Genomic DNA, 17,517 nt, shown 5'->3' with positions numbered 1-17,517 from the left:
CGTCCACGTGTCCGCCGTGCCTGCGATGTTCGAGCGTCCGCTTGCCGCCTCCGCGTGCCTGTGGGCGCTGGTTTGTGCGTATCGGGAACATCGCCGCCCGCCGCGGGTCTTCATCGTCCGGTCCGATGGGAGCGCCACGCTCGACGCCATGCCCCTCACACATCATCACGTTCATTGGCGCGGCACGCTCGCGTTCCTGCGCGCCCGCGATGCGCAGGGCCGCACCCATCGCCTCGCGTTCTGGCCCGATACGCTGGATGCGCGCGGACGACGGGCCCTGCGCCTGGCCAGTCCCTCGGCCGCGGTCGCCGATGGCGGGCCCCTGTCCGCGCAACCCCGCGAAATGCGACGATAGGCGACCCATGTTCAAACCCATCCCCGTCGCCATCGGCCTGCGCTACCTCCGCGCCAAGCGCCGCAATGGATTCATCTCCTTCATTTCGCTGGCGTCGATCCTCGGGATCGCGCTGGGCGTGACCGCGCTCATCACCACGCTCGCGGTGATGAGCGGGTTCCAGCGCGAAATCCGCGATCGCATGCTGCAGATGGCGGCGCACGCCACCGTCAGCGGCTACGGCGATCCGCTCACCGACTGGCCGCACGCGGTGAACCTTGCGATGCAGGACAAGCGCGTGGCCGGCGCCGCGCCCTACGTCGAAACGCAAGGCCTGCTGCGTGGTGCGCGCAACCAGCCGGCCATCGTGCGCGGCATCGTGCCCGGGCAGGAGCGCAACGTTTCGGTCCTCGGCGAGAAGATGGTCGACGGCAAGATCGACTCGCTCACGCCCGGCAGCTTCAACATCGTGCTCGGTCGCGAACTCGCGCTGTGGCTCGGCGTGAATGTCGGCGACTACGTCGTGCTCACCACCGACCTGCAGGCCACGCCCATGGGCGCGATGCCGCAGTTCAAGCGCTTCAAGGTCAGCGGATTGTTCGAAGCCGGCTACAACGAATTCGACAAGGGTCTTGCGGTCGTGAACCTGCAGGACGCCCAACGCCTGATGCGCATGGGCAACGGCGTCACCGGCGTGCGACTGCGCCTGCACGACATGGACAAGGCCTTCGACGTCGCCCGCGACCTCGCGCTCAAGTTGCCCGGGCCGTACAGCGTCAGCGACTGGACGCGCGAGAACGCCAACATGTTCCGCGCGCTCAAGATGGAAAAAACGGTGATGGCGATCCTGCTCTCGCTGCTGATCGCGATGGGCGCGTTCAACCTCGTGTCTTCGCAGGTCATGCTGGTGACCGACAAGCAGGCCGACATCGCGATCCTGCGCACGCTTGGCCTCACGCCGCGCGGCGTGATGCAGGTCTTCATGGTGCAAGGCACGCTGATCGGCATCATCGGCACCGTGCTGGGCGTCGTCGGCGGTATCGCGCTGACGCTCAACCTCGACCACATCCTCAACGGGCTGGAAAAAGTGCTCGGCGTGCAGTTGCTGCCCGAGGACGTCTACTACATCACCGGATTGCCGACCGAATTGAACGCCGACGACGTCACCATCATCGCGCTGGTCGCACTCGGCATGGCCTTCGTCGCCACCCTGTATCCCGCGTGGCGCGCCGCGCGCACGGCCCCGGCGGAGGCGCTGCGCTATGAGTGACGTCCTGCGCGCCGAACGCCTGGCGAAGACCTACGCCGAAGGCAACCTGAAGACGCACGTCTTCCACGACCTGCAGTTGTCGGTCGCCGAAGGCGAAACGGTGGCGATCCTTGGCGCGTCGGGCGCCGGCAAAAGTACCTTGCTGCACCTGCTCGGCGGGCTCGACATCCCGACCGCGGGCGAAGTGTGGGTCGCCGGCCAGCGCATGAGCGATCTGTCCGACGCCGAGCGCGGCAAGCTGCGCAACAAGGCGCTCGGCTTCGTCTACCAGTTCCATCACCTGTTGCCGGAATTCACCGCGCTCGAGAACGTGATGCTGCCCGTGCTGCTCAACGGCACGCACATCCCGGATGCACGACAGCGTGCGAAAGACTTGCTGGAATCCGTCGGCCTCGGTCATCGCCTGGAACACAAGCCCGGCGAACTCTCGGGTGGCGAACGCCAACGCGCGGCCGTTGCACGCGCGCTGGTGAACAAGCCCGCGTGTGTCCTCGGCGACGAGCCCACGGGCAACCTCGACGAGAAGACCGCGGCGCACGTGTTCGCGCAGATGATCGACCTCAACCACGCACAGCGCACGAGCCTGGTGCTCGTGACGCACGATCGCAAACTCGCGCGTCGCCTGGATCGCGTGCTTGAACTGCACGAAGGCAAGCTCAGGGAACTGGCACCCAGCGAGGTTTGACCGAGCGGCACTCCAGGTTTTTCAGTGTTGGCCCGGCGCAGCAATCTCCCAAAACTCACCCGCTTGCGTAAACGTCCTGCCGAACAACGCATGGCGGATTTCAATGCGGATGCTGAAACGCTCCGGACCTTCGTTGCGATGCACGAGGAACGTCTTGCCGGGCGTCAGCAGCCTGGCAGCGGAATACGCGTGCCGAAAATCTGGAAGAAGTAACGCTCGCTCGTGAAATGCAGGTTGCCATCGTCGACCGACAACTTCAGCACCATCCCCAGCCCGGCACCGACGTACTCGATGACGCGATCGGTGCCGAGCGCCACCATGCGCGAAGTGAACATGACCGGCTTGCGCCCATTGAGCCGATAGGTGCGCTGCTTGAAGATCGCAGGATCGCCAGGCCGCGAATACACCTCGATGTCGACCGGAAAGTCGTGGTCGGTGGCCGGGATCAGCGCGCCGCGCACGATGGGTTGCGTCGCCCACGCAAGCAACCTCCCAAGGCGCGAACACGACAGCTCCCACAACGTCCCCGTGTAATGCAGGCGATGCCCGACCTGCGGGTTGCGCCCGAAGCGATGCTGGATATCGGGATGCAGCTTGCGCCACTGATCACCGAGCACGCGGCGGAACAGTTCGCCCTCCGATGTGACGACATCGGGCTGCGTCATCTGGTGCATCGCGTCCCCCGACTGCGGCATGGTTGTTCCCAGCGCGATTATGCCGCCAGCCCCCCGCGCCAAGCGCATACAATCGCCCCCGATGACCCTATCGCCCCGCTGGCCGCAGCTCCTCCTCGCCGCCTCCGCTCTCCTGATGGCGGCGCTCACCGCGTTCGCCGCGCGCGTGTTGTTCGCGGCGCATCCGGAAACCGAAGGCGGGAGCACGCTGTTCGCGATTGCGATCTTCGTCTACCCGATCACGCTGATCATGCAGGCCGTGGCCATCGTCGGTCTCGTGCGCCTGGCCAAGGCAGGCGCCGACGAACCGACGAAGCGGACACAAGGCCTCATCGGCCTGGCGTTTCTTTCGCTGGCCGGGCCGGTACTCGTGTTTCTTGCGTTCGCGTTGATGAGCCGCTGATGCGCGTCAGCTAAGACGCCACCACAGCACGCCTGCGATCACGATCACCCAGAACAGCACGCCGACGAAGGTCGCTTCGTTGTCGGAGAACTTGCGACGCATCGGCAGCAGCCAGCCGATCCCGTGGCCGGTGGCGACGACCGCGACTTCGAAAAAGATTTCCGCGAAGAGTTCGAGCAGTGCGCTCATCAACCGCGCCCCGTTCGGCGCGCGTTGAAGTGGGTCAATCGTTGCGGTGGTGCGCGATCTCCGCGCCGACGCCGACCGCACTGGTGGCGCGCGATTGCAGCGAGAAGCGGCGGGCGATTTCCAGGCCGACGGTCACCAGCGTGTACAGCGCCGCGGCGATGCCGAGGAAGAGCGCGAATTGCAGTGTCTGTGCGTCCATGGCGGAGCCCCTGTTCTCCCTGTGCGTGGCGAGAGGATCGCGCCAGCCGGCCCCGTGAAATTGAGAACAAAGTCACATTTCTGAAACCGGACCCCCTTCCTGTCGCCTGGAGGTCACCTGGGCACCATCGGGTGTGAAGATCCCCTGCCCGAAGGCGATCAGGTCCCCGTCGGGCACCTTCACGAGCAACTCCCGCTGGCCATAGGGTTTATCGGCCGGGCCGTGGACGTCTTCCTTGGGCAGGGTGTCGAGCTTGGGCTTGAGCTCGGCGTAGAGCCCGTCGACGTCGCGGACGTCGACGTAGTACCGGAACCGCCGGTTCCCCGTGATCAGTGGGTTGCCCTCGCCCGCCTCCAGCATGCGGATGCCGCAGCCCTCGCGCTCGATGTAGGCGTAGCCCGGCTGCCGATAGAGGATTTCGAACCCGAGGATGTCGGCGAAAAACTTCGCCGTCGCTTCCACGTCCGCCACGTGCATGAACGGGGTGATCTGGAGGAAGTTCGCCATGGGGCGAGTATGCGCCGGCAGCCCCCTTCGGCGAATGGGCTACAGGTGGCGGAGGCTGTCGCTGATGGCGTTGCCTCCCATGCCGATCGGTACATAGACCGCATCGACCCCGGGGATCGTGATCTCGACGTGCGGGGAATAAGGAACCATGCCGCCCGCAACGCTGTACTCGAAATAGTTCGGCGAACTGGCCCAGTCGGTGCGCGTTCCATCGAGCGGGCCGCCGAGGAAAAGAACCACCATCAGGAACCTGTCTCGCCCACGCCTGGATTCGACGCCATCTGTTTGTGCTGCGGTGCTCGCGATACAAGCGCAGCGGCACGCTCGACAAATGCGCCGGAGGCCTCCTGCAGGATGCGTTCGGATTGTTCCAGGAGTCGTCTTGTTTCGGTGATTGCGCGCGCGAGGCGTTCGATCTCGCTCGGAGATTCGGGGTTCATGGCAGCATCCAGTCAGGAGCTGCACGGAGGCCCGAAATCGGCGGCGAATGTCATCGCCGTTGTGCAACGCGTTTGTACGCCCTGCGCCGTGAACGTGGCGACGCGATCTTTTTCTTGCACGCAAAAAGAAGCCCCGATCTCGCGGTCCTTTTTCAAGGGACTGGAGGGGATCGAGGCTTCCGCTCGTCGTGGTCGTCTTCGACTGCCATTCCCTCGAACCTTTCGTTCCTGGGACGGCGGGACTCTTGGACGTTCCTCGACGGTTGCGAAGGTATTCGATGCAGCGTCAAGAAACTGTCAAACACGACAGCCGCTTCAAGACCACGGCCACCAATCGCGTCCGGTCAGCGCGTAACGATCCGCCGCGCGTTCGAATCGATTGCGCACGCTCACGCCGCCGCATGCGAGATACAGCGGCAGGAACAGCGGCCCGAGCGCCATGTATTGGAAGACATGCGCGCGTTCGTGGTCGGCGAAGGTGATCGAGGGTTCGTGCGCATGGCCTGCGCGATGCGCGTAAGTCACGCATTCGGAATCGAGCGAATCACCCGTATGGAGGATGGTATTCCCGAGCGTGATCGCCCCGCCCGGTCCCCACGGAAAACGATGGAACACGATGGCGCATTCGCGCACGCGGACGTGCGCATGCGCGCCGAAGGCCATGCCTGCGACGCCTGCGATCAATCCGATCAAGGTGTTCGGCACGGTCCACACCATGCCGATGGAGCGCGCGACCGTCAGCGGCAGCGCGCCCATTGCGATCAGCGCGCGAGCAGCCAGTCGTGGATGGTCTGCGGCACTTCCTTCTGCGCGCGACCGGACACGTAGATGCCGATGTGGCCACCCTTGAAGGACAGCTCGGTGTAGTCCTTCGTGCCGACCACGTTGCGCAGCGCCTTCGACGCACCCGGCGGCACGAGGTGATCCTGCTCGGCGAAGATGTTGAGCACCGGCATTTCCACCATGCCCAGGTGCACTTCGCGATCGCCGATCGTGATGCCGCCGTTGATGAATCCGTTGGCCTGGTAGAACTGCTTGACGAACTGGCGGAACGCTTCACCCGCCTGGTCCGGCGAATCGAAGATCCACTTTTCCATGCGCAGGAAATCTTCGACGGCCTTCTTGTCGTCGAGGATGTCGACCAGGCCCACGTACTTCTGCACGAACAGGCGCGCCGGCTTGAGCGTGAGGTAGCACCAGTTCATCAAATCGGCCGGCACGTTGCCCAGCGTGTCGACGAAGAGGTCGACGTCCATCGCGCGCGTCCAGCTCGACAGCATGTTGTCGTCGGTGTGGAAATCCACCGGCGTCACCATGGTGATGAGGTTGCGGATCTTTTCCGGATGCAGCGACGAATAGCACAGCGAGAACGCGCCGCCCTGGCAGATGCCGAGCAGGTTGATCGCATCCAGGCCATGTTCGCGACGCAGGTAATCCACCGCGCCACCGAGGAAGCGTTCGACGTAATCCTCGAGCGTGAGGTAACGATCCGAACGATCCGGATAGCCCCAGTCGATGATGTAGACGTCTTCGCCGCGCGCTAGCAGGCCGCGCACGATCGAACGATCGGATTGCAGGTCGACCATGTAGGGGCGATTGACCAGCGCGTAGCTGATCAGCAGCGGGACCTTGGCGGTCGGCGCCTGTTCGCCGCGATAGCGATACAGCACGACCTTGCCGTCGGACCACACGGCTTCCTTCTTCGTCGCGCCGTATTCCACGTCGTCGACCTCGCGCAGGGTGTTGAGGCCCGCGCCGAGCTTCTGCTGCATCTTCAGCGCTTCGTCGGCGAGCGCTTCGGGGCTGATGTCCAGCGGACCCTGGTTGCCGAGGCTCATGCGCGCTTCCCCTTGCCCTTGGTGGTCGTCTTCGCGGACGGCTTGTTCGAGGACGGCGTGCTCGCCGCCGGCTTGTTGCCGAGGATCTTGTCGCCCTGCACTTTCAGCGACGGCTCGTCGCTGCGCGCTGCAACCGGTGCGGCTTTCGCCGGCGCCGGCGCTTGCTGCGCGAGGATGGCATCGCGCAACTTGCGCACTTCGCGTTCCAGTTGCGTGATCTTGCGATGCGCGGCGTCCATCTCGGTGCGCGAGGGCATGCCGAGCTGGCCGGTCGCGTTTTCCACTTCGCGCTGCACGCCACCGCGCACGCGCATCTGCGCATCGACGAGGCGGCCGTAGACCTTGCGGAATTCATCCGACAGCGCAATCTCTGCGTAGGCTTCTTCGGCCGAGTCGATCCACAGATCGAACATCGCGCGCGCGGACTTCAGTTGCTGGCCGTCGCCGGTGCGCGCGGCGAGCTTCTGTTCGAAGACTTCGTACGCACGCTGGCCCGACTTCACCATCAGCGCGTTGTAGGCGCTGTTTTCCTGTTGCAGGTCCAGCTGCGCCTGCACGAGCTTCTGCCAACGCTCCTGGTGTTCGCGCGCGAAACCGAAGGCCGGCATGCCGAGCCACGAACCGGCTTCACGACGCCAGGCATCGAGGAACGGCGAAGCATCTTCGATCCACTGGTCCAGGCCCTGCTGGCCCTGGCCGCGCATCGAACGGAACAATTCGGGGAACGGGTTCTCGCCGACCGCACCGAGCGCCGACTTCCACGCATTGGTGATGTCGCGCGCCGAGGCATCGTGCCCGGCGAACTGCGCGGCCACCTGCTGCATCGAGCCGTACCAGCTGCGTGCCTGCCCGTTGAAACGGTCGACCGCGGCATTGACCTCCGAGCGCTGGCCGTGGGCGAGCTGGGTCCACCAGTCCACCGCGTCGTGCCACTGCTTCATCGGGTCCGGCGTGGCGGGCTGGGCCGCCGCCGTCGCGCCACGAAGCATGTCGCCCCATGCGCTCCAGTACTGCCGTGCCATCTTCTCGAAATCCTGCCCTGCGTCCATCCGTGCCTCCCGTGTCAGGCGGGCATCCTATCCTTCGAAATGTTGCAGTGCCACATTTCCTCAGAACTTCGGGATCTTCAGGGTCTTGCTGATCATCAGCGAACCCGACAGTGCGAACACCAGGACCAGCGGATGCAGCTGCCACGGCCCGAGATGGACCACCCCGAACCACAGATCCGCCCCGATGCGGCCCTGGATGGCGGCCACGGCCAGCAGCACCACGATCAGCAGGCTGGTGGGGATCGGCGTGCCTTCGAAGTACTTCACCTTGTCGTCAGCGCCCGAGAGCGCCTCGGCGGTGACGTTGTAGCGCGCCAGGCGGCTCACGCCGCAGCCGACGAAGTACGACAACACGACCCAATCCCACCCACCCTGCAGGCCGCAGGCATAGCCCAGCGCCGCGGGCGCGACGCCGAAAGAGATCACGTCGGCGAGCGAATCGAGCTCACGGCCCAACGTGGACGCCGACTTGCGCCAGCGCGCCACGCGCCCGTCGAGCGCGTCGAAGATGAAAGCCAGCGGGATCAGCGCCATGCCGACCAGCAGGTCGCGCACCACGCCTTCCTGCAGGAAGCGCATGGCCGCGAAGATCGCCCCGGTGCCGCAGAACGCGTTGGCGAGCGTGAACCAATCCGCCAGGTGGAAGTCGCGCAGCATCGAGAAATGGCGGGGTCGCGACATCGTTGGACTCCTTTACGAAGACGCAGGGTGCCAAAGGGGGTGTGAACGTCGCAACCTCAGACGAGGGCGCGGCGCTTCCGCAGCCAAAGCACGATGGCCAGCATCGCCAGTGTGTAACCCAGTGCGACCGACGGATCGCGTAGGTGCATGTTGAAGCCCCAAACCCACCCCGTCATCAAGGTGAGGAGCAACAGCGGCCAGAGCGCCATCTTCCGCAACATCGCCAGACAAGCGCCCGTGATCAGCCAAGGCAGCCCGAACAGAACAAACAGGAACAGGATGAGCGCGTCAGCGGAAACCTGGCGCCAATCGTCGAACAGGATGCTGAGGAGCAACCCGACCGGCACCAGGCTCAGCGCCGATGCGCTCCATGCGAGCCATCGCCAGGTGGTTTCGGGAGGCGTCCGCGTTTCCGCAATGAGCGTCCCGGGTGCCTCGTACGGATTCGTCATTCCCGCCGCCAATCATCACCGAACGCATCACGCATGCGTTCATACGCTTCGCGCTGTTCGTTCGAATGCGCGCGCGGCGCGAGGATCTCCAGTTCGACGATCTCATCGCCGGGCGGTTGTCCCGGCAAACCGCGCCCACGCAAACGCAACTTGCGGCCCGACTCCGAATCCGCGGGAATCTTGAGTTCCACCGGACCACCCAACGTCGGCACGCTCACCGTCGCACCCAATGCGGCTTCCCACGGCGCGAGCGGCAACACATGCAGGATGTTGCGCCCGTCCACTTCGAATTGCGGATGCGCGGCGTACTCGATCTCCAGATACAGATCGCCGCCGTTGTTGCCCTGCTTCCCGAGGCGGATCGATTGCCCCGGCTTGATGCCCTTGGGCACCTTGATGTCGAGCGTGCGGCCGTTGACGCCGATGCGCACGTTGCCGCCGCTGTACACCGACTCCAACGGCACCGCGAGCTTCGCGCGCGTATCACCCCGCGCTTGTGGACGTGGACCCGGACCACCGCCGGGTCCGCCGCGCTGGCGGCCGAACAACGATTCGAAGAAATCGGAGAAGCCACCGCCCGCGCCACCGCCGGCGAAGATTTCGTCGAAATCGAAATCGCCCTGGCCGCCGTGGAAACCGCCGGGCGGCGGCTGCACGTCGTCGCCCGGGCGATAGCCGCGTGCGCGCAACTGATCGTAGGCGGCGCGCTTCTGCGGATCGCGCAAGGCTTCATAGGCCTCGTTGACGGCCTTGAACTTGTCTTCGGCGCCCGCTTCCTTGCTCACATCGGGGTGGTACTTGCGCGCGAGGCGCCGGTACGCGGTCTTGATCTCCGAGTCGCCCGCGCCGGGCTCCACGCCGAGGATCTGGTAGTAGTCCTTGAATTCCATGCGCGAAAGCCTACCGCAACGCCGTCGAGGCGGGATCATCGCCTAAACTCGGTGGTCTGCCCCCATCGAGGATTCCCCCATGTCCATCCAGATCGGCGATCGCATCCCCGAAGTCACCCTCAAGCGCATCCGCGAAGGCGTGGAGACGGTGGATACGCACGCGCTGTTCGACGACAAGAAGGTGCTGCTGTTCGCGGTGCCCGGCGCGTTCACGCCGACGTGTTCGGAACGCCACCTGCCCGGCTTCGTGCAGCATTACGAAGACTTCAAGGCGCGCGGCATCGAAGTGCTCTGCATGTCCGTCAACGATCCGTTCGTGATGAAGGCCTGGGGCGAATCGCAGCACGTGCCGCAGGGCCTGGAAATGCTGGCCGACGGCAATGGCGATTTCTCGCGCGCACTCGGCCTTGAAATGGACGCGAGCGGTTACGGCATGGGCACGCGCTCCAAGCGCTTCGCCCTGTACGCCGAAGACGGCGTGGTGAAGCAGCTGCATGTCGAAGCGCCGGGCGAGTTCCGCGTGTCGTCGGCCGAGTACGTGCTCGAGCAACTGGGCTAACTATTCCATCACCCGGAAACCGATCGCCGACCACGCACCGGTTTCCGCCAACGCGGTCAGCGTGTGCGCGCCGTGTTCGGCGAAGTCGAAATCGAACGGCGCCGCGCCGCGCGTTTCGCCGACCATGCGGCCGTCGATGAGCCAACGAATGCGCGCTTCGCTCCCGAGCGCGCGCACGGAAAGCCGCAGCGGTGCCGAACTGTTCGACGGACGCGCGAGCGTCGCGCGGTCGACGAGGCCATCGATGCGCAGCGACTGCGTGGCATCGCGGCTGTCGGGTTCGCAATCGGATGCGCGCGCGGGCAAGGTCGCGGCCGCGCGCGTTTCGTCGGAGAGCCAGGGCGATGCGAGCGCGGGCCAGCGGGCGAGTTCCGCGGGTTTGCGTGGGTGTTGCGCACTGCACTCGGCGGTGAGGCGTTGGCCGGTGCGTGCGTCGACATCGAAGCGCTCGACGCCCGCGTTCCACAGGCGCGCATCGCGTTCGGCGAAGGTCGGCGGCACGTTGCCATCGAGCGTCCACGCTTCGCGTTTCTTGCGGCACAGTTCCGGGGTCGCGGGATCGGGCGGCAAACCGAGCGGCCAGCACACTTCGATTTCTTCCACGCCAGTCGGTGGCGGACGCGGCGCACTGTCGACCGCAGCCGTCGGCAGGCTGTCGATGGTTTCGAACAACAGGGGCAACGCTGTCATCGCGCCGTACTGTCCAGGCAACGGCGTGCCATCAGGACGACCGACCCACACGCCGACGGTATAACGCCGCGTGCTGCCGAGCGCCCACGCATCGCGATAGCCGTAACTCGTGCCCGTCTTCCATGCCACGCGCATGCGCGAACGCGGGTCGAAGGTGTCGGCCACGCTGCCGGGGCGCGCATGCGCTTCGAGGATCTCGCGCACGATCCATGCCGCACCGGGCGACAGCAGTCGTCGATCGACGCGCGGTGCATCCGCCCGATAACGTACGCGACCGGCGATACCATCGCGATTGAGCGCCGCATACGCACCGACGAGATCCTCCAGGCGCGCACCCGTGCCACCGAGGATCATCGCGAGATTGGGCGCTCCACCCTGCGGCCACTTCAACGCGATGCCCGCATTCTCCAGCCGTGCGGCGAAACGTGCGGGGCCGACGCGATCGAGCAGATCGACCGCGGGCACGTTCAAGGACAGACGCAAGGCTTCCGATGCGGCCACGGGCCCGTTGAACGCCATGTCGAAGTTGCCGGGCCGGTAATCGCCGAAGGATTGCGGCGCATCCACGAGCAGACTTTCCGAATGGATCAAACCATCGTCGAGCGCGAGGCCATAGAGGAAAGGCTTGAGTGTCGAACCCGGCGAACGCCAGGCCTTCACCATGTCGACGTGGCCCAGGCGCTGCGGATCGCCGAATTCGACGGAACCGACGTAAGCCCGCGCTTCCAGCGTCGCGTTGTCGACGACCAGCAGCGCGGCGGACGTGCGCGGCGGTAAGTCGGAGAAGTACGCGGAAACGCGCTCTTCCAGCATCCGTTGCAGATCATTGTCGATCGTCGAGCGAATGCGCGCGACGCCCGGCGACGCATCGCGCAGGCGTTGCGCGAGCAACTGCGCATGACGCGGCGGCTCGAGCGCACGCGCAACGACGGGCTCGACACGCGCCTCGCGCACGTCATCGGCCGACCACAGCCCCTGCGTCGCCATCCGCGCGAGCACCTTGTCGCGTGCGACGCGTGCGCGCTCGGGCTCGCGATCCGGCCGCAGGCGGCTCGGCGATTGCGGCAAGACGACGAGCAACGCCGCTTCCGCATGCGACAAGCGTGACGCCGGCTTGCCGAGATACGCCCAGCTGGCGGCTTCGACACCTTCGATCGTGCCGCCGAACGGCGCGCGATCCAGGTACAGCGCGAGGATCTCGCGCTTGGACAGATGCACTTCCAGTTGCAGCGCGCGCGCCATCTGCCGCGTCTTGTCGAACACGCTGCGACGCCCCGGCCGCGGCGGATCGAGGATGCGCGCGACCTGCATCGTCAACGTCGAACCACCCGACACGACACGGCCGTGCCGCACCCACTGCCCCGCCGCGCGCGCGAGCGCGATCGGATTGATGCCGGGATGTTTGTAGAACCACCGATCCTCGTAGCCGATCAACGCTTGCACGTACAAGGGCGAAACGCGGTCGAGCGACGCGGGGTAACGCCACACACCGTCGCGATCGGCGAAGGCGCGCAACGGTGTGCCGTCGCGTGCCAGGACGATCGCCCCCGCGCCGCGCCCATCGGGCAACGGCACGGGGAACGCGAGGTCCGCCAACAGCGCGAGGACGAACAGCACCTCGACTGCCAGCAAACCCCGCCACCACCACCGACTTCGACTGCGCACGGTCATTGCCCCGGTTGCGTCACCGTGATCGTCGCGGGCGTGCGCGCGCCCGTGCCGCGAATCTCCGGCCGATACATGTCTTCCGCCTGCGGCGGCGGCACCGCGTACGTGCCCGGCGTCACCGCGCGCACGAGGTAGAACAGGCGCGCGGTGTCGTAGCGATCGAGCTTGAGCGCGGCGGCGTAACGGTCGTCGCGGAACTCTTCGTGGATGATCTCGCTCGCGCGGTCGCGGTTGGCGATCTCGATGCCGTCGATCACCACGCCCGCCCACTGCTTCGCATCGCCCAGGTTGAAGTTCTCGATCTCCAGGCCCGCGGGCAACAGGTCGGTCACCAGCGCGTCCGGCATCTTCTCCGAGGTCTTCACCGTGAGCAGCACGATCAGGCTGTCGCCTTCGGCGAGCGAGTTGCCCTCCCAGCGCTTGCCATCGGTGGTGTAGTACTCGCGCTTGATGTCGAGCACGGACTTGTCGACCGGCGGCGCTTCACGCGGGATGCCGGCGACTTCCATGCTCACGTAGTACGGCGGCGGCGTGCTCGGGACGAAGCGCAGGTCGAGCGCGCCGCCATCGACGACACGGCCGGTCATCGGCACGTTCGCGACGTCGCTGCGTTCGTTCGCGCCGATCCACTGGCCCGCGACCACCTTGCCCTTGCCGCGCATCAACGCCTTGCCCATGCGGGCGATCGATACCTGTTCCTGCGTGCTGAGCCAGAACCAACGTTCCTTGCGGCGTACGTCGAGCTCGCGACCGAGCTTGATGGTGCGCGCGTCGTACTCCGGTTTCGCAAGCCCGCGCTCGTGCACCAGCGCGATCATCATCGCGTCGTCGCGCAGGCGCGTGCCGTAGTCGCCGAGGTAATCGGGGCGCTTGGAATCATCGAACGCGAAGCCTTCGGCGATCGCCTTCGCGCCACGGCGTCGGTCGCCCTGCAACGACAACGCGATGCCCAGGCGCACGAGCGGCAAGCCGGTTTCGGCCTTGCTGCGTTCGTCGTCGTACAGCGCGCGCAGCGTGCCGAGCGGCGCGCGGTTGACGCGGGCCAGCGCATAACCGGCGTGCGCGCGATACGCGAACATCAGGTGCGCGCGATGGTCGTAGTTGTAGAACTGCGGGCCACCGGAGAGCAGGTCTTCGTTGAGCGCCTTCAGCGTCTTCTGCAACATCGCTTCGGGCACGGCGAAGCCGGCTTCGCGCGCGTCGAGCAGGAACTCGGCGATGTAGGGCGTCAGCGAGGGATCGACCATGTCCTCGCCACCCCACAACGAGAAGTGCCCGGACGCGACCTGCATGCCCGAAAGACGCGCGAGCGCCCCCGCGATGCGATCGCGACGCACCTTGTCGCCGAGCGGCGGCACGCCGAGCAGTTTCGCGGTCGCATCGTCGAGCACGAGCGTGGCGAAGCCCTTGCTCGTCGTTTGCTCGGCGCAGCCGTAGGGATACTGCAGGACGTCCACGAGCGCGGCGGCGAAGGGAATCGGCGGGAACGCGCTGACCACCAGGCGTCCACGCACCGAGTCCGGCATCAGGCCCGCGGCGAGTTCCTTGTCCAATGCGATCGGGCCATTCGCTTGCAGCGTGACGCTGCGCGTGCGCATCACCTGCGGCCACGCGGCACGCACGGGCAGATCGTATTTGCGATCGACCGGATGGCCGTTGCCATCGACGCGCACGCGCACCTGCGCGGTCGAGAAGCCTTCCTTCGCCTGCAAGGGGAAGGTCAGCGTCACGCGCTCGTCCTTCGCGAGCTTCACCGTGCGGCTGCCGTTGCCGATCGACAACGGACCGATGCCATCGACCTGCACCTTGAACGTCCCGGGTTGACCCGTGAAGTTCTGCACATCGAGCGTCACGTTGCTCTTGTCGCCCGGTGCGAGCACGCGCGGCATGCTCGCTTCGGCCAGCACCGGCGCGCGCACGAGCGTTTCGTTCGCACGGCTGCCGTACTTGCCGCCGGACCACACGAGCGCGGACACACGCAGCGTGCCGTTGAAGTCGGGCACGTCGAGCTTCACGCGGGCGATGCCCTTCGCATCCAGTTTCACCGGGCCGCTGAACAGATCGACCGTCTGCACGCGCGAAGTCGGCCTGCGCGCTTGCGGCAAGGCGAGCGGCGCGGCCATGTCGCCGCCGAAGCGGATCTTCGCGGTGTCGCCGTCGAAGCTTTCGATCACGCGGCCGTACAAGTCGTACGCATCCACGCCCAGGCGGCGTTGCGCGAAGAAATGCTCGGCCGCATTGGGCACCGGGAAGCGCGTGATGTTGAGGATGCCGACGTCGACCGCCGCCACCGACACATACGCCACCTGCCCCGCCAGTTGCGGCGCGCTGACGACGACCGGCAGCTTTTGTTGGGGGCGCATCGCCTTGGGAACGGCGACCCCGATGGCGATCGTGCGATCACGACGATCCATCACGACATGCGCCACGCCCACGGCGCGCGCAGGCGTGACCTTGCTCCGCGCGCTGCCGCCGCGGAACACGAGCGCGGTGACGTACACATCGTGACGCTCGAATTCCTTCGTCACCGGAATCTCGAACGTGCTGCCCGCCTTCGCCGTGATGCCCTGGACGAAGAGCATCTTGTCGCTCTCGACCATCAGCAGGCCTTCGCCTGCGTGCGGGGGCGTCACGGTGACTTTCATCGTGTCGCCGGCGCGGTAATGCGTCTTGTCGAGCGCGAGCTTGACCTTGTCGGGGCGCGCGTCGAGGCCGCGGTTCTCGTCGTCCCAGCTCCAGCCGGCGGTGAAGGGATAGCGCGTCGTGAGTTTGGTCGTCGGATCGTAGACGTCGATACGGTAGCTGCCCCACTCCACCGGGAAGTTGATGCGCACGGCGCTCGTGCCCAGGTCGATGTCGCGCGTTTCGATCGCCGACCAGCGGCTGGTGTAGTCGTAGTCCCAACCGCCGTCGTCTTCCCACGCCCAGTGGTAGTCGCGCTTCTCGCGCATCAGCGTGACGCGCGCGCCCTGCACGGCGCGCATCGCGCCGTCGGCGGAGTAACGCGCGAGTTCGAATCCGGCGTTGGATTGCGAGCCCGGACCTTCCTTGTCGTCGAACAACGGACGCACGCCGACGAGCGTTTCGGCCGGCCACACCACGCGCGTGATCGAACGATTGACGCTGCGCCCGCCGGTTTCGAACACGCTGCCGGTGACGATCGCGGCGATCGGCGTGACGGGTTTGGCTTCCTTCGCCAGCTCGATGGGCTGCACCAGCGTGCCGTCCTCGCCGAACTTGGTGTCGACGATGTCCTTGGCTTCCTTCGGCAGCGCGAGCGTCGGGTCGCCGAAGAACCAGCCCTTCAGCGATTCGATCGGATGTTGTTCGACGGCGACGGCGAGTTTCGCGGTGAAGCGATTGCCGGCGGCGGGCGCGCCGTAGAGATACGCGCCGGTCGCCTTCAATTGCATCGGCTGGCCGAACGCGAGGCGCGCCGGTGCGTCGAGGTCGAGCTTCATGCGCTCGGGCAGGAACTCTTCGATGCGCAGCGTCATGCCCTGCACCGCGTCCTTGCTGGAAGGATCGGTGCGGAATTCCACGCGCCAGCGACCAGTGGCGGCATCGGCGGGAATCGCCTGCGCGTGGCGGACGTAGCCCTGCGCGTCGGGTTGCAGGCGCGTTTCAAGCAACGCCTTGCCGTCGGGTTGCACGTAGCGCACGAAGATCGGTTGCGGCGCCTTGCCCTTCGTATCGATCGGCTGGCCGTCCTGATCGCGCAACAACGCGGAGATGCGGACCGTTTCGCCGGGGCGATACAGGTCGCGGCCCGACCATGCGAACACATCGAACCACGCTTGTTCGCGGCCCGAAACCGCGAATTCGGAGAGGTCGAGCGCCGGTTGATTGAACGGCAGCATCGACACATCGGTGCCGTGCGTGGCGACCAGGACATGCGTCGCATCGAGCTTGTACGGCAGCAGCGCGTTGCCGTTGCGATCGGTGCTGGCCTTCAGGATGGCCTCGCCTTTCGCATCGAGCACCTTGAGTTCGACCGTGGCTTGCGCGTTGCCCGTTTGCAAGGAAGCGGCGTGCACGAACAGACGATCCTTGTAGGCGCGCGTGTGCAGGCCGAGGTCGCTGACGGTGAAGAACGCGGTGTCGTACTGATCGGTGAACTGGCCGGTGCGCTTCATCACCGCGAAGTAGAGGCCGGGCTTTTGCAGCTCGGTGATGTCCTGCAGCGGCAGGTAGGTCAGCACGCGCTCGTTGGTCTTGCCACCGAGCGTGAAGCGATTGACGTAGACCGGTTCGGCGAGCTTGGACAAAGGCGTGCGGCTGTGCGAGTCGCCCGAGTCGTCGTCCCAGGTGTAATCGCGTTCCAGATCCCAGGTGCCGCGTCGGCCGCCGCGCTGGAACTCGGCGAAGAAGCGCGGGAGTTCGTTGTCCTTGATGCGCAGGAATTCGACGTCGACTTCCGGTACGTTGATCGACACCACCGGCAGGCCGCGGCTTTCGCGCGCCGGCAGCACTCTGCCTTGCGAGGCGAAGCCGACGACCGGATCGAGCGGCCCGGTGTGCACCGTGCGGCGGATGTCTTCCTTCAGCGTGCGGCCGTCGGCGGCGGTGAGCTTGGCCGGGATGGTCACGATGTAATCGCGGTCGGCTTCCACGTGCGGGAAACGCAGCACGCGGCCTTCGTCGTCGCCCTTGTCGTCGAGCACCCAGCTGCCCTTGATCGGCGCGCCGACCTTGTCGGTGACCGACAGCAGGTCGTCGAAGTCCTGCGTGCCCACCAGCGGCTTGCTGAATTCCAGCGCCAGCGCGAGCGTGTCGCCTTGCTGGTCGGGATACGCGGCCACCAGGCCGAACCCGGCGACCTGTGCTTTCTTGGCGGCGATCTTCTCGCCGCTCACTTCCGGGAGTTCACCCCCCGGCTGCGGTTTGCAGCCCGCGGCGAAACCGAATGCCAAGGCGGCCACCGCCGCCCACCCGACCGCCTTCCGAAACGCACCCCCGACTCCGTTCGGACGCGCAGACCGCTGCATG

General features: G+C 66.1%; 19 protein-coding genes. 5 read left to right on the top strand and 14 right to left on the bottom strand.

What is annotated here, in order from left to right:
* Window positions 1-148: 148 nt before the first annotated feature.
* Genes GN331_RS16785 through lolD form a run of 3 tightly spaced genes read left to right on the top strand, consistent with a single transcriptional unit; the run spans window position 149 to window position 2,289 of the window.
* Window positions 149-355 (top strand): hypothetical protein, encoded by a 207-nt coding sequence (locus tag GN331_RS16785; RefSeq protein ID WP_231734445.1) that lies wholly within the window; start codon window positions 149-151, stop codon window positions 353-355.
* Window positions 356-362: 7 nt separating this feature from the next.
* Complete coding sequence (locus GN331_RS10645) at window positions 363-1,604, top strand: lipoprotein-releasing ABC transporter permease subunit (RefSeq protein ID WP_156641955.1); 1,242 nt, start codon at window positions 363-365, stop codon at window positions 1,602-1,604.
* The gene (gene lolD, locus GN331_RS10640; RefSeq protein WP_156641954.1) at window positions 1,597-2,289 is read left to right on the top strand and encodes a lipoprotein-releasing ABC transporter ATP-binding protein LolD; all 693 of its coding nucleotides are present in this window, start codon (window positions 1,597-1,599) and stop codon (window positions 2,287-2,289) included. Before GN331_RS10645 ends, lolD begins: the two co-directional genes overlap by 8 nt.
* Window positions 2,290-2,453: 164 nt before the next feature.
* Here the strand turns inward: lolD and GN331_RS10635 are convergent, their stop codons facing one another.
* Complete coding sequence (locus GN331_RS10635) at window positions 2,454-2,984, bottom strand: DUF4166 domain-containing protein (RefSeq protein ID WP_197427091.1); 531 nt, start codon at window positions 2,982-2,984, stop codon at window positions 2,454-2,456.
* A 61-nt stretch (window positions 2,985-3,045) separates the two neighbouring features.
* Here GN331_RS10635 and GN331_RS10630 point away from each other — a divergent pair, with 61 nt between their 5' ends.
* Window positions 3,046-3,366, top strand: a complete 321-nt coding sequence (locus GN331_RS10630) for a hypothetical protein (RefSeq protein ID WP_156641953.1) — start codon at window positions 3,046-3,048, stop codon at window positions 3,364-3,366.
* 6 nt (window positions 3,367-3,372) lie between these two features.
* Here the strand turns inward: GN331_RS10630 and GN331_RS10625 are convergent, their stop codons facing one another.
* The 11 genes from GN331_RS10625 to GN331_RS10575 form a co-directional block, all read right to left on the bottom strand.
* Complete coding sequence (locus tag GN331_RS10625; protein ID WP_156641952.1) at window positions 3,373-3,555, bottom strand: hypothetical protein; 183 nt, start codon at window positions 3,553-3,555, stop codon at window positions 3,373-3,375.
* A 34-nt stretch (window positions 3,556-3,589) separates the two neighbouring features.
* Complete coding sequence (locus tag GN331_RS10620; protein WP_156641951.1) at window positions 3,590-3,754, bottom strand: hypothetical protein; 165 nt, start codon at window positions 3,752-3,754, stop codon at window positions 3,590-3,592.
* 72 nt (window positions 3,755-3,826) lie between these two features.
* The gene (locus tag GN331_RS10615; protein ID WP_156641950.1) at window positions 3,827-4,261 is read right to left on the bottom strand and encodes a bleomycin resistance protein; all 435 of its coding nucleotides are present in this window, start codon (window positions 4,259-4,261) and stop codon (window positions 3,827-3,829) included.
* Between the two features lie 39 nt (window positions 4,262-4,300).
* A complete protein-coding gene (locus GN331_RS10610) occupies window positions 4,301-4,504 on the bottom strand; it encodes a hypothetical protein (protein ID WP_156641949.1) in 204 nt (67 codons plus the stop codon).
* Window positions 4,504-4,701 (bottom strand): hypothetical protein, encoded by a 198-nt coding sequence (locus GN331_RS10605; RefSeq protein ID WP_156641948.1) that lies wholly within the window; start codon window positions 4,699-4,701, stop codon window positions 4,504-4,506. The genes GN331_RS10610 and GN331_RS10605 overlap by 1 nt, the downstream gene beginning before the upstream one ends.
* Window positions 4,702-5,016: 315 nt before the next feature.
* Window positions 5,017-5,457 (bottom strand): hypothetical protein, encoded by a 441-nt coding sequence (locus tag GN331_RS10600; protein ID WP_156641947.1) that lies wholly within the window; start codon window positions 5,455-5,457, stop codon window positions 5,017-5,019.
* A 5-nt stretch (window positions 5,458-5,462) separates the two neighbouring features.
* Window positions 5,463-6,539, bottom strand: coding sequence for a class III poly(R)-hydroxyalkanoic acid synthase subunit PhaC (locus tag GN331_RS10595; protein WP_156641946.1), 1,077 nt, complete (start codon window positions 6,537-6,539; stop codon window positions 5,463-5,465).
* The gene (gene phaE, locus GN331_RS10590; protein ID WP_156641945.1) at window positions 6,536-7,588 is read right to left on the bottom strand and encodes a class III poly(R)-hydroxyalkanoic acid synthase subunit PhaE; all 1,053 of its coding nucleotides are present in this window, start codon (window positions 7,586-7,588) and stop codon (window positions 6,536-6,538) included. The genes GN331_RS10595 and phaE overlap by 4 nt, the downstream gene beginning before the upstream one ends.
* Window positions 7,589-7,648: 60 nt before the next feature.
* Entirely contained in the window at window positions 7,649-8,269 is a 621-nt protein-coding gene (locus GN331_RS10585; RefSeq protein WP_197427090.1) for a CDP-alcohol phosphatidyltransferase family protein, read from the bottom strand.
* A 56-nt stretch (window positions 8,270-8,325) separates the two neighbouring features.
* A complete protein-coding gene (locus tag GN331_RS10580) occupies window positions 8,326-8,721 on the bottom strand; it encodes a hypothetical protein (RefSeq protein WP_156641944.1) in 396 nt (131 codons plus the stop codon).
* Window positions 8,718-9,611 carry a DnaJ C-terminal domain-containing protein gene (locus GN331_RS10575; protein ID WP_156641943.1) on the bottom strand — a complete coding sequence of 298 codons (894 nt, stop codon included), beginning with the start codon at window positions 9,609-9,611 and terminating at the stop codon, window positions 8,718-8,720. Before GN331_RS10575 ends, GN331_RS10580 begins: the two co-directional genes overlap by 4 nt.
* Before the next feature lie 79 nt (window positions 9,612-9,690).
* On the opposite strand from GN331_RS10575, the gene GN331_RS10570 reads away from it, so the two are divergent.
* Window positions 9,691-10,170, top strand: coding sequence for a peroxiredoxin (locus GN331_RS10570; RefSeq protein ID WP_156641942.1), 480 nt, complete (start codon window positions 9,691-9,693; stop codon window positions 10,168-10,170).
* Here GN331_RS10570 and pbpC read toward each other — a convergent pair whose 3' ends face one another.
* Window positions 10,171-12,531 (bottom strand): penicillin-binding protein 1C, encoded by a 2,361-nt coding sequence (pbpC, locus tag GN331_RS10565; protein ID WP_156641941.1) that lies wholly within the window; start codon window positions 12,529-12,531, stop codon window positions 10,171-10,173. It abuts the gene before it with no gap.
* A complete protein-coding gene (locus GN331_RS10560) occupies window positions 12,528-17,516 on the bottom strand; it encodes an alpha-2-macroglobulin family protein (RefSeq protein WP_156641940.1) in 4,989 nt (1,662 codons plus the stop codon). The genes pbpC and GN331_RS10560 overlap by 4 nt, the downstream gene beginning before the upstream one ends.
* Window position 17,517 lies beyond the last annotated feature (1 nt).

This window comes from Noviluteimonas gilva (assembly GCF_009740395.1).
Taxonomy (GTDB): domain Bacteria; phylum Pseudomonadota; class Gammaproteobacteria; order Xanthomonadales; family Xanthomonadaceae; genus Noviluteimonas; species Noviluteimonas gilva.
This window is presented reverse-complemented; position numbering and strand designations above follow the sequence as displayed.

Bases quoted from the DNA above. Each gene is read 5' to 3' on its own strand.
- lolD (WP_156641954.1), top strand. From the start codon at position 1,597: ATGAGTGACGTCCTGCGCGCCGAACGCCTGGCGAAGACCTACGCCGAA.
- phaE (WP_156641945.1), bottom strand. From the start codon at position 7,588: ATGGACGCAGGGCAGGATTTCGAGAAGATGGCACGGCAGTACTGGAGC.
- GN331_RS10635 (WP_197427091.1), bottom strand. From the start codon at position 2,984: ATGCCGCAGTCGGGGGACGCGATGCACCAGATGACGCAGCCCGATGTC.
- GN331_RS10625 (WP_156641952.1), bottom strand. From the start codon at position 3,555: ATGAGCGCACTGCTCGAACTCTTCGCGGAAATCTTTTTCGAAGTCGCG.
- GN331_RS10575 (WP_156641943.1), bottom strand. From the start codon at position 9,611: ATGGAATTCAAGGACTACTACCAGATCCTCGGCGTGGAGCCCGGCGCG.
- pbpC (WP_156641941.1), bottom strand. From the start codon at position 12,531: ATGACCGTGCGCAGTCGAAGTCGGTGGTGGTGGCGGGGTTTGCTGGCA.
- GN331_RS10620 (WP_156641951.1), bottom strand. From the start codon at position 3,754: ATGGACGCACAGACACTGCAATTCGCGCTCTTCCTCGGCATCGCCGCG.
- GN331_RS10645 (WP_156641955.1), top strand. From the start codon at position 363: ATGTTCAAACCCATCCCCGTCGCCATCGGCCTGCGCTACCTCCGCGCC.
- GN331_RS16785 (WP_231734445.1), top strand. From the start codon at position 149: ATGCCCCTCACACATCATCACGTTCATTGGCGCGGCACGCTCGCGTTC.
- GN331_RS10615 (WP_156641950.1), bottom strand. From the start codon at position 4,261: ATGGCGAACTTCCTCCAGATCACCCCGTTCATGCACGTGGCGGACGTG.
- GN331_RS10605 (WP_156641948.1), bottom strand. From the start codon at position 4,701: ATGAACCCCGAATCTCCGAGCGAGATCGAACGCCTCGCGCGCGCAATC.
- GN331_RS10585 (WP_197427090.1), bottom strand. From the start codon at position 8,269: ATGTCGCGACCCCGCCATTTCTCGATGCTGCGCGACTTCCACCTGGCG.
- GN331_RS10570 (WP_156641942.1), top strand. From the start codon at position 9,691: ATGTCCATCCAGATCGGCGATCGCATCCCCGAAGTCACCCTCAAGCGC.
- GN331_RS10630 (WP_156641953.1), top strand. From the start codon at position 3,046: ATGACCCTATCGCCCCGCTGGCCGCAGCTCCTCCTCGCCGCCTCCGCT.
- GN331_RS10610 (WP_156641949.1), bottom strand. From the start codon at position 4,504: ATGGTGGTTCTTTTCCTCGGCGGCCCGCTCGATGGAACGCGCACCGAC.
- GN331_RS10560 (WP_156641940.1), bottom strand. From the start codon at position 17,516: ATGCAGCGGTCTGCGCGTCCGAACGGAGTCGGGGGTGCGTTTCGGAAG.
- GN331_RS10580 (WP_156641944.1), bottom strand. From the start codon at position 8,721: ATGACGAATCCGTACGAGGCACCCGGGACGCTCATTGCGGAAACGCGG.
- GN331_RS10595 (WP_156641946.1), bottom strand. From the start codon at position 6,539: ATGAGCCTCGGCAACCAGGGTCCGCTGGACATCAGCCCCGAAGCGCTC.
- GN331_RS10600 (WP_156641947.1), bottom strand. From the start codon at position 5,457: ATGGGCGCGCTGCCGCTGACGGTCGCGCGCTCCATCGGCATGGTGTGG.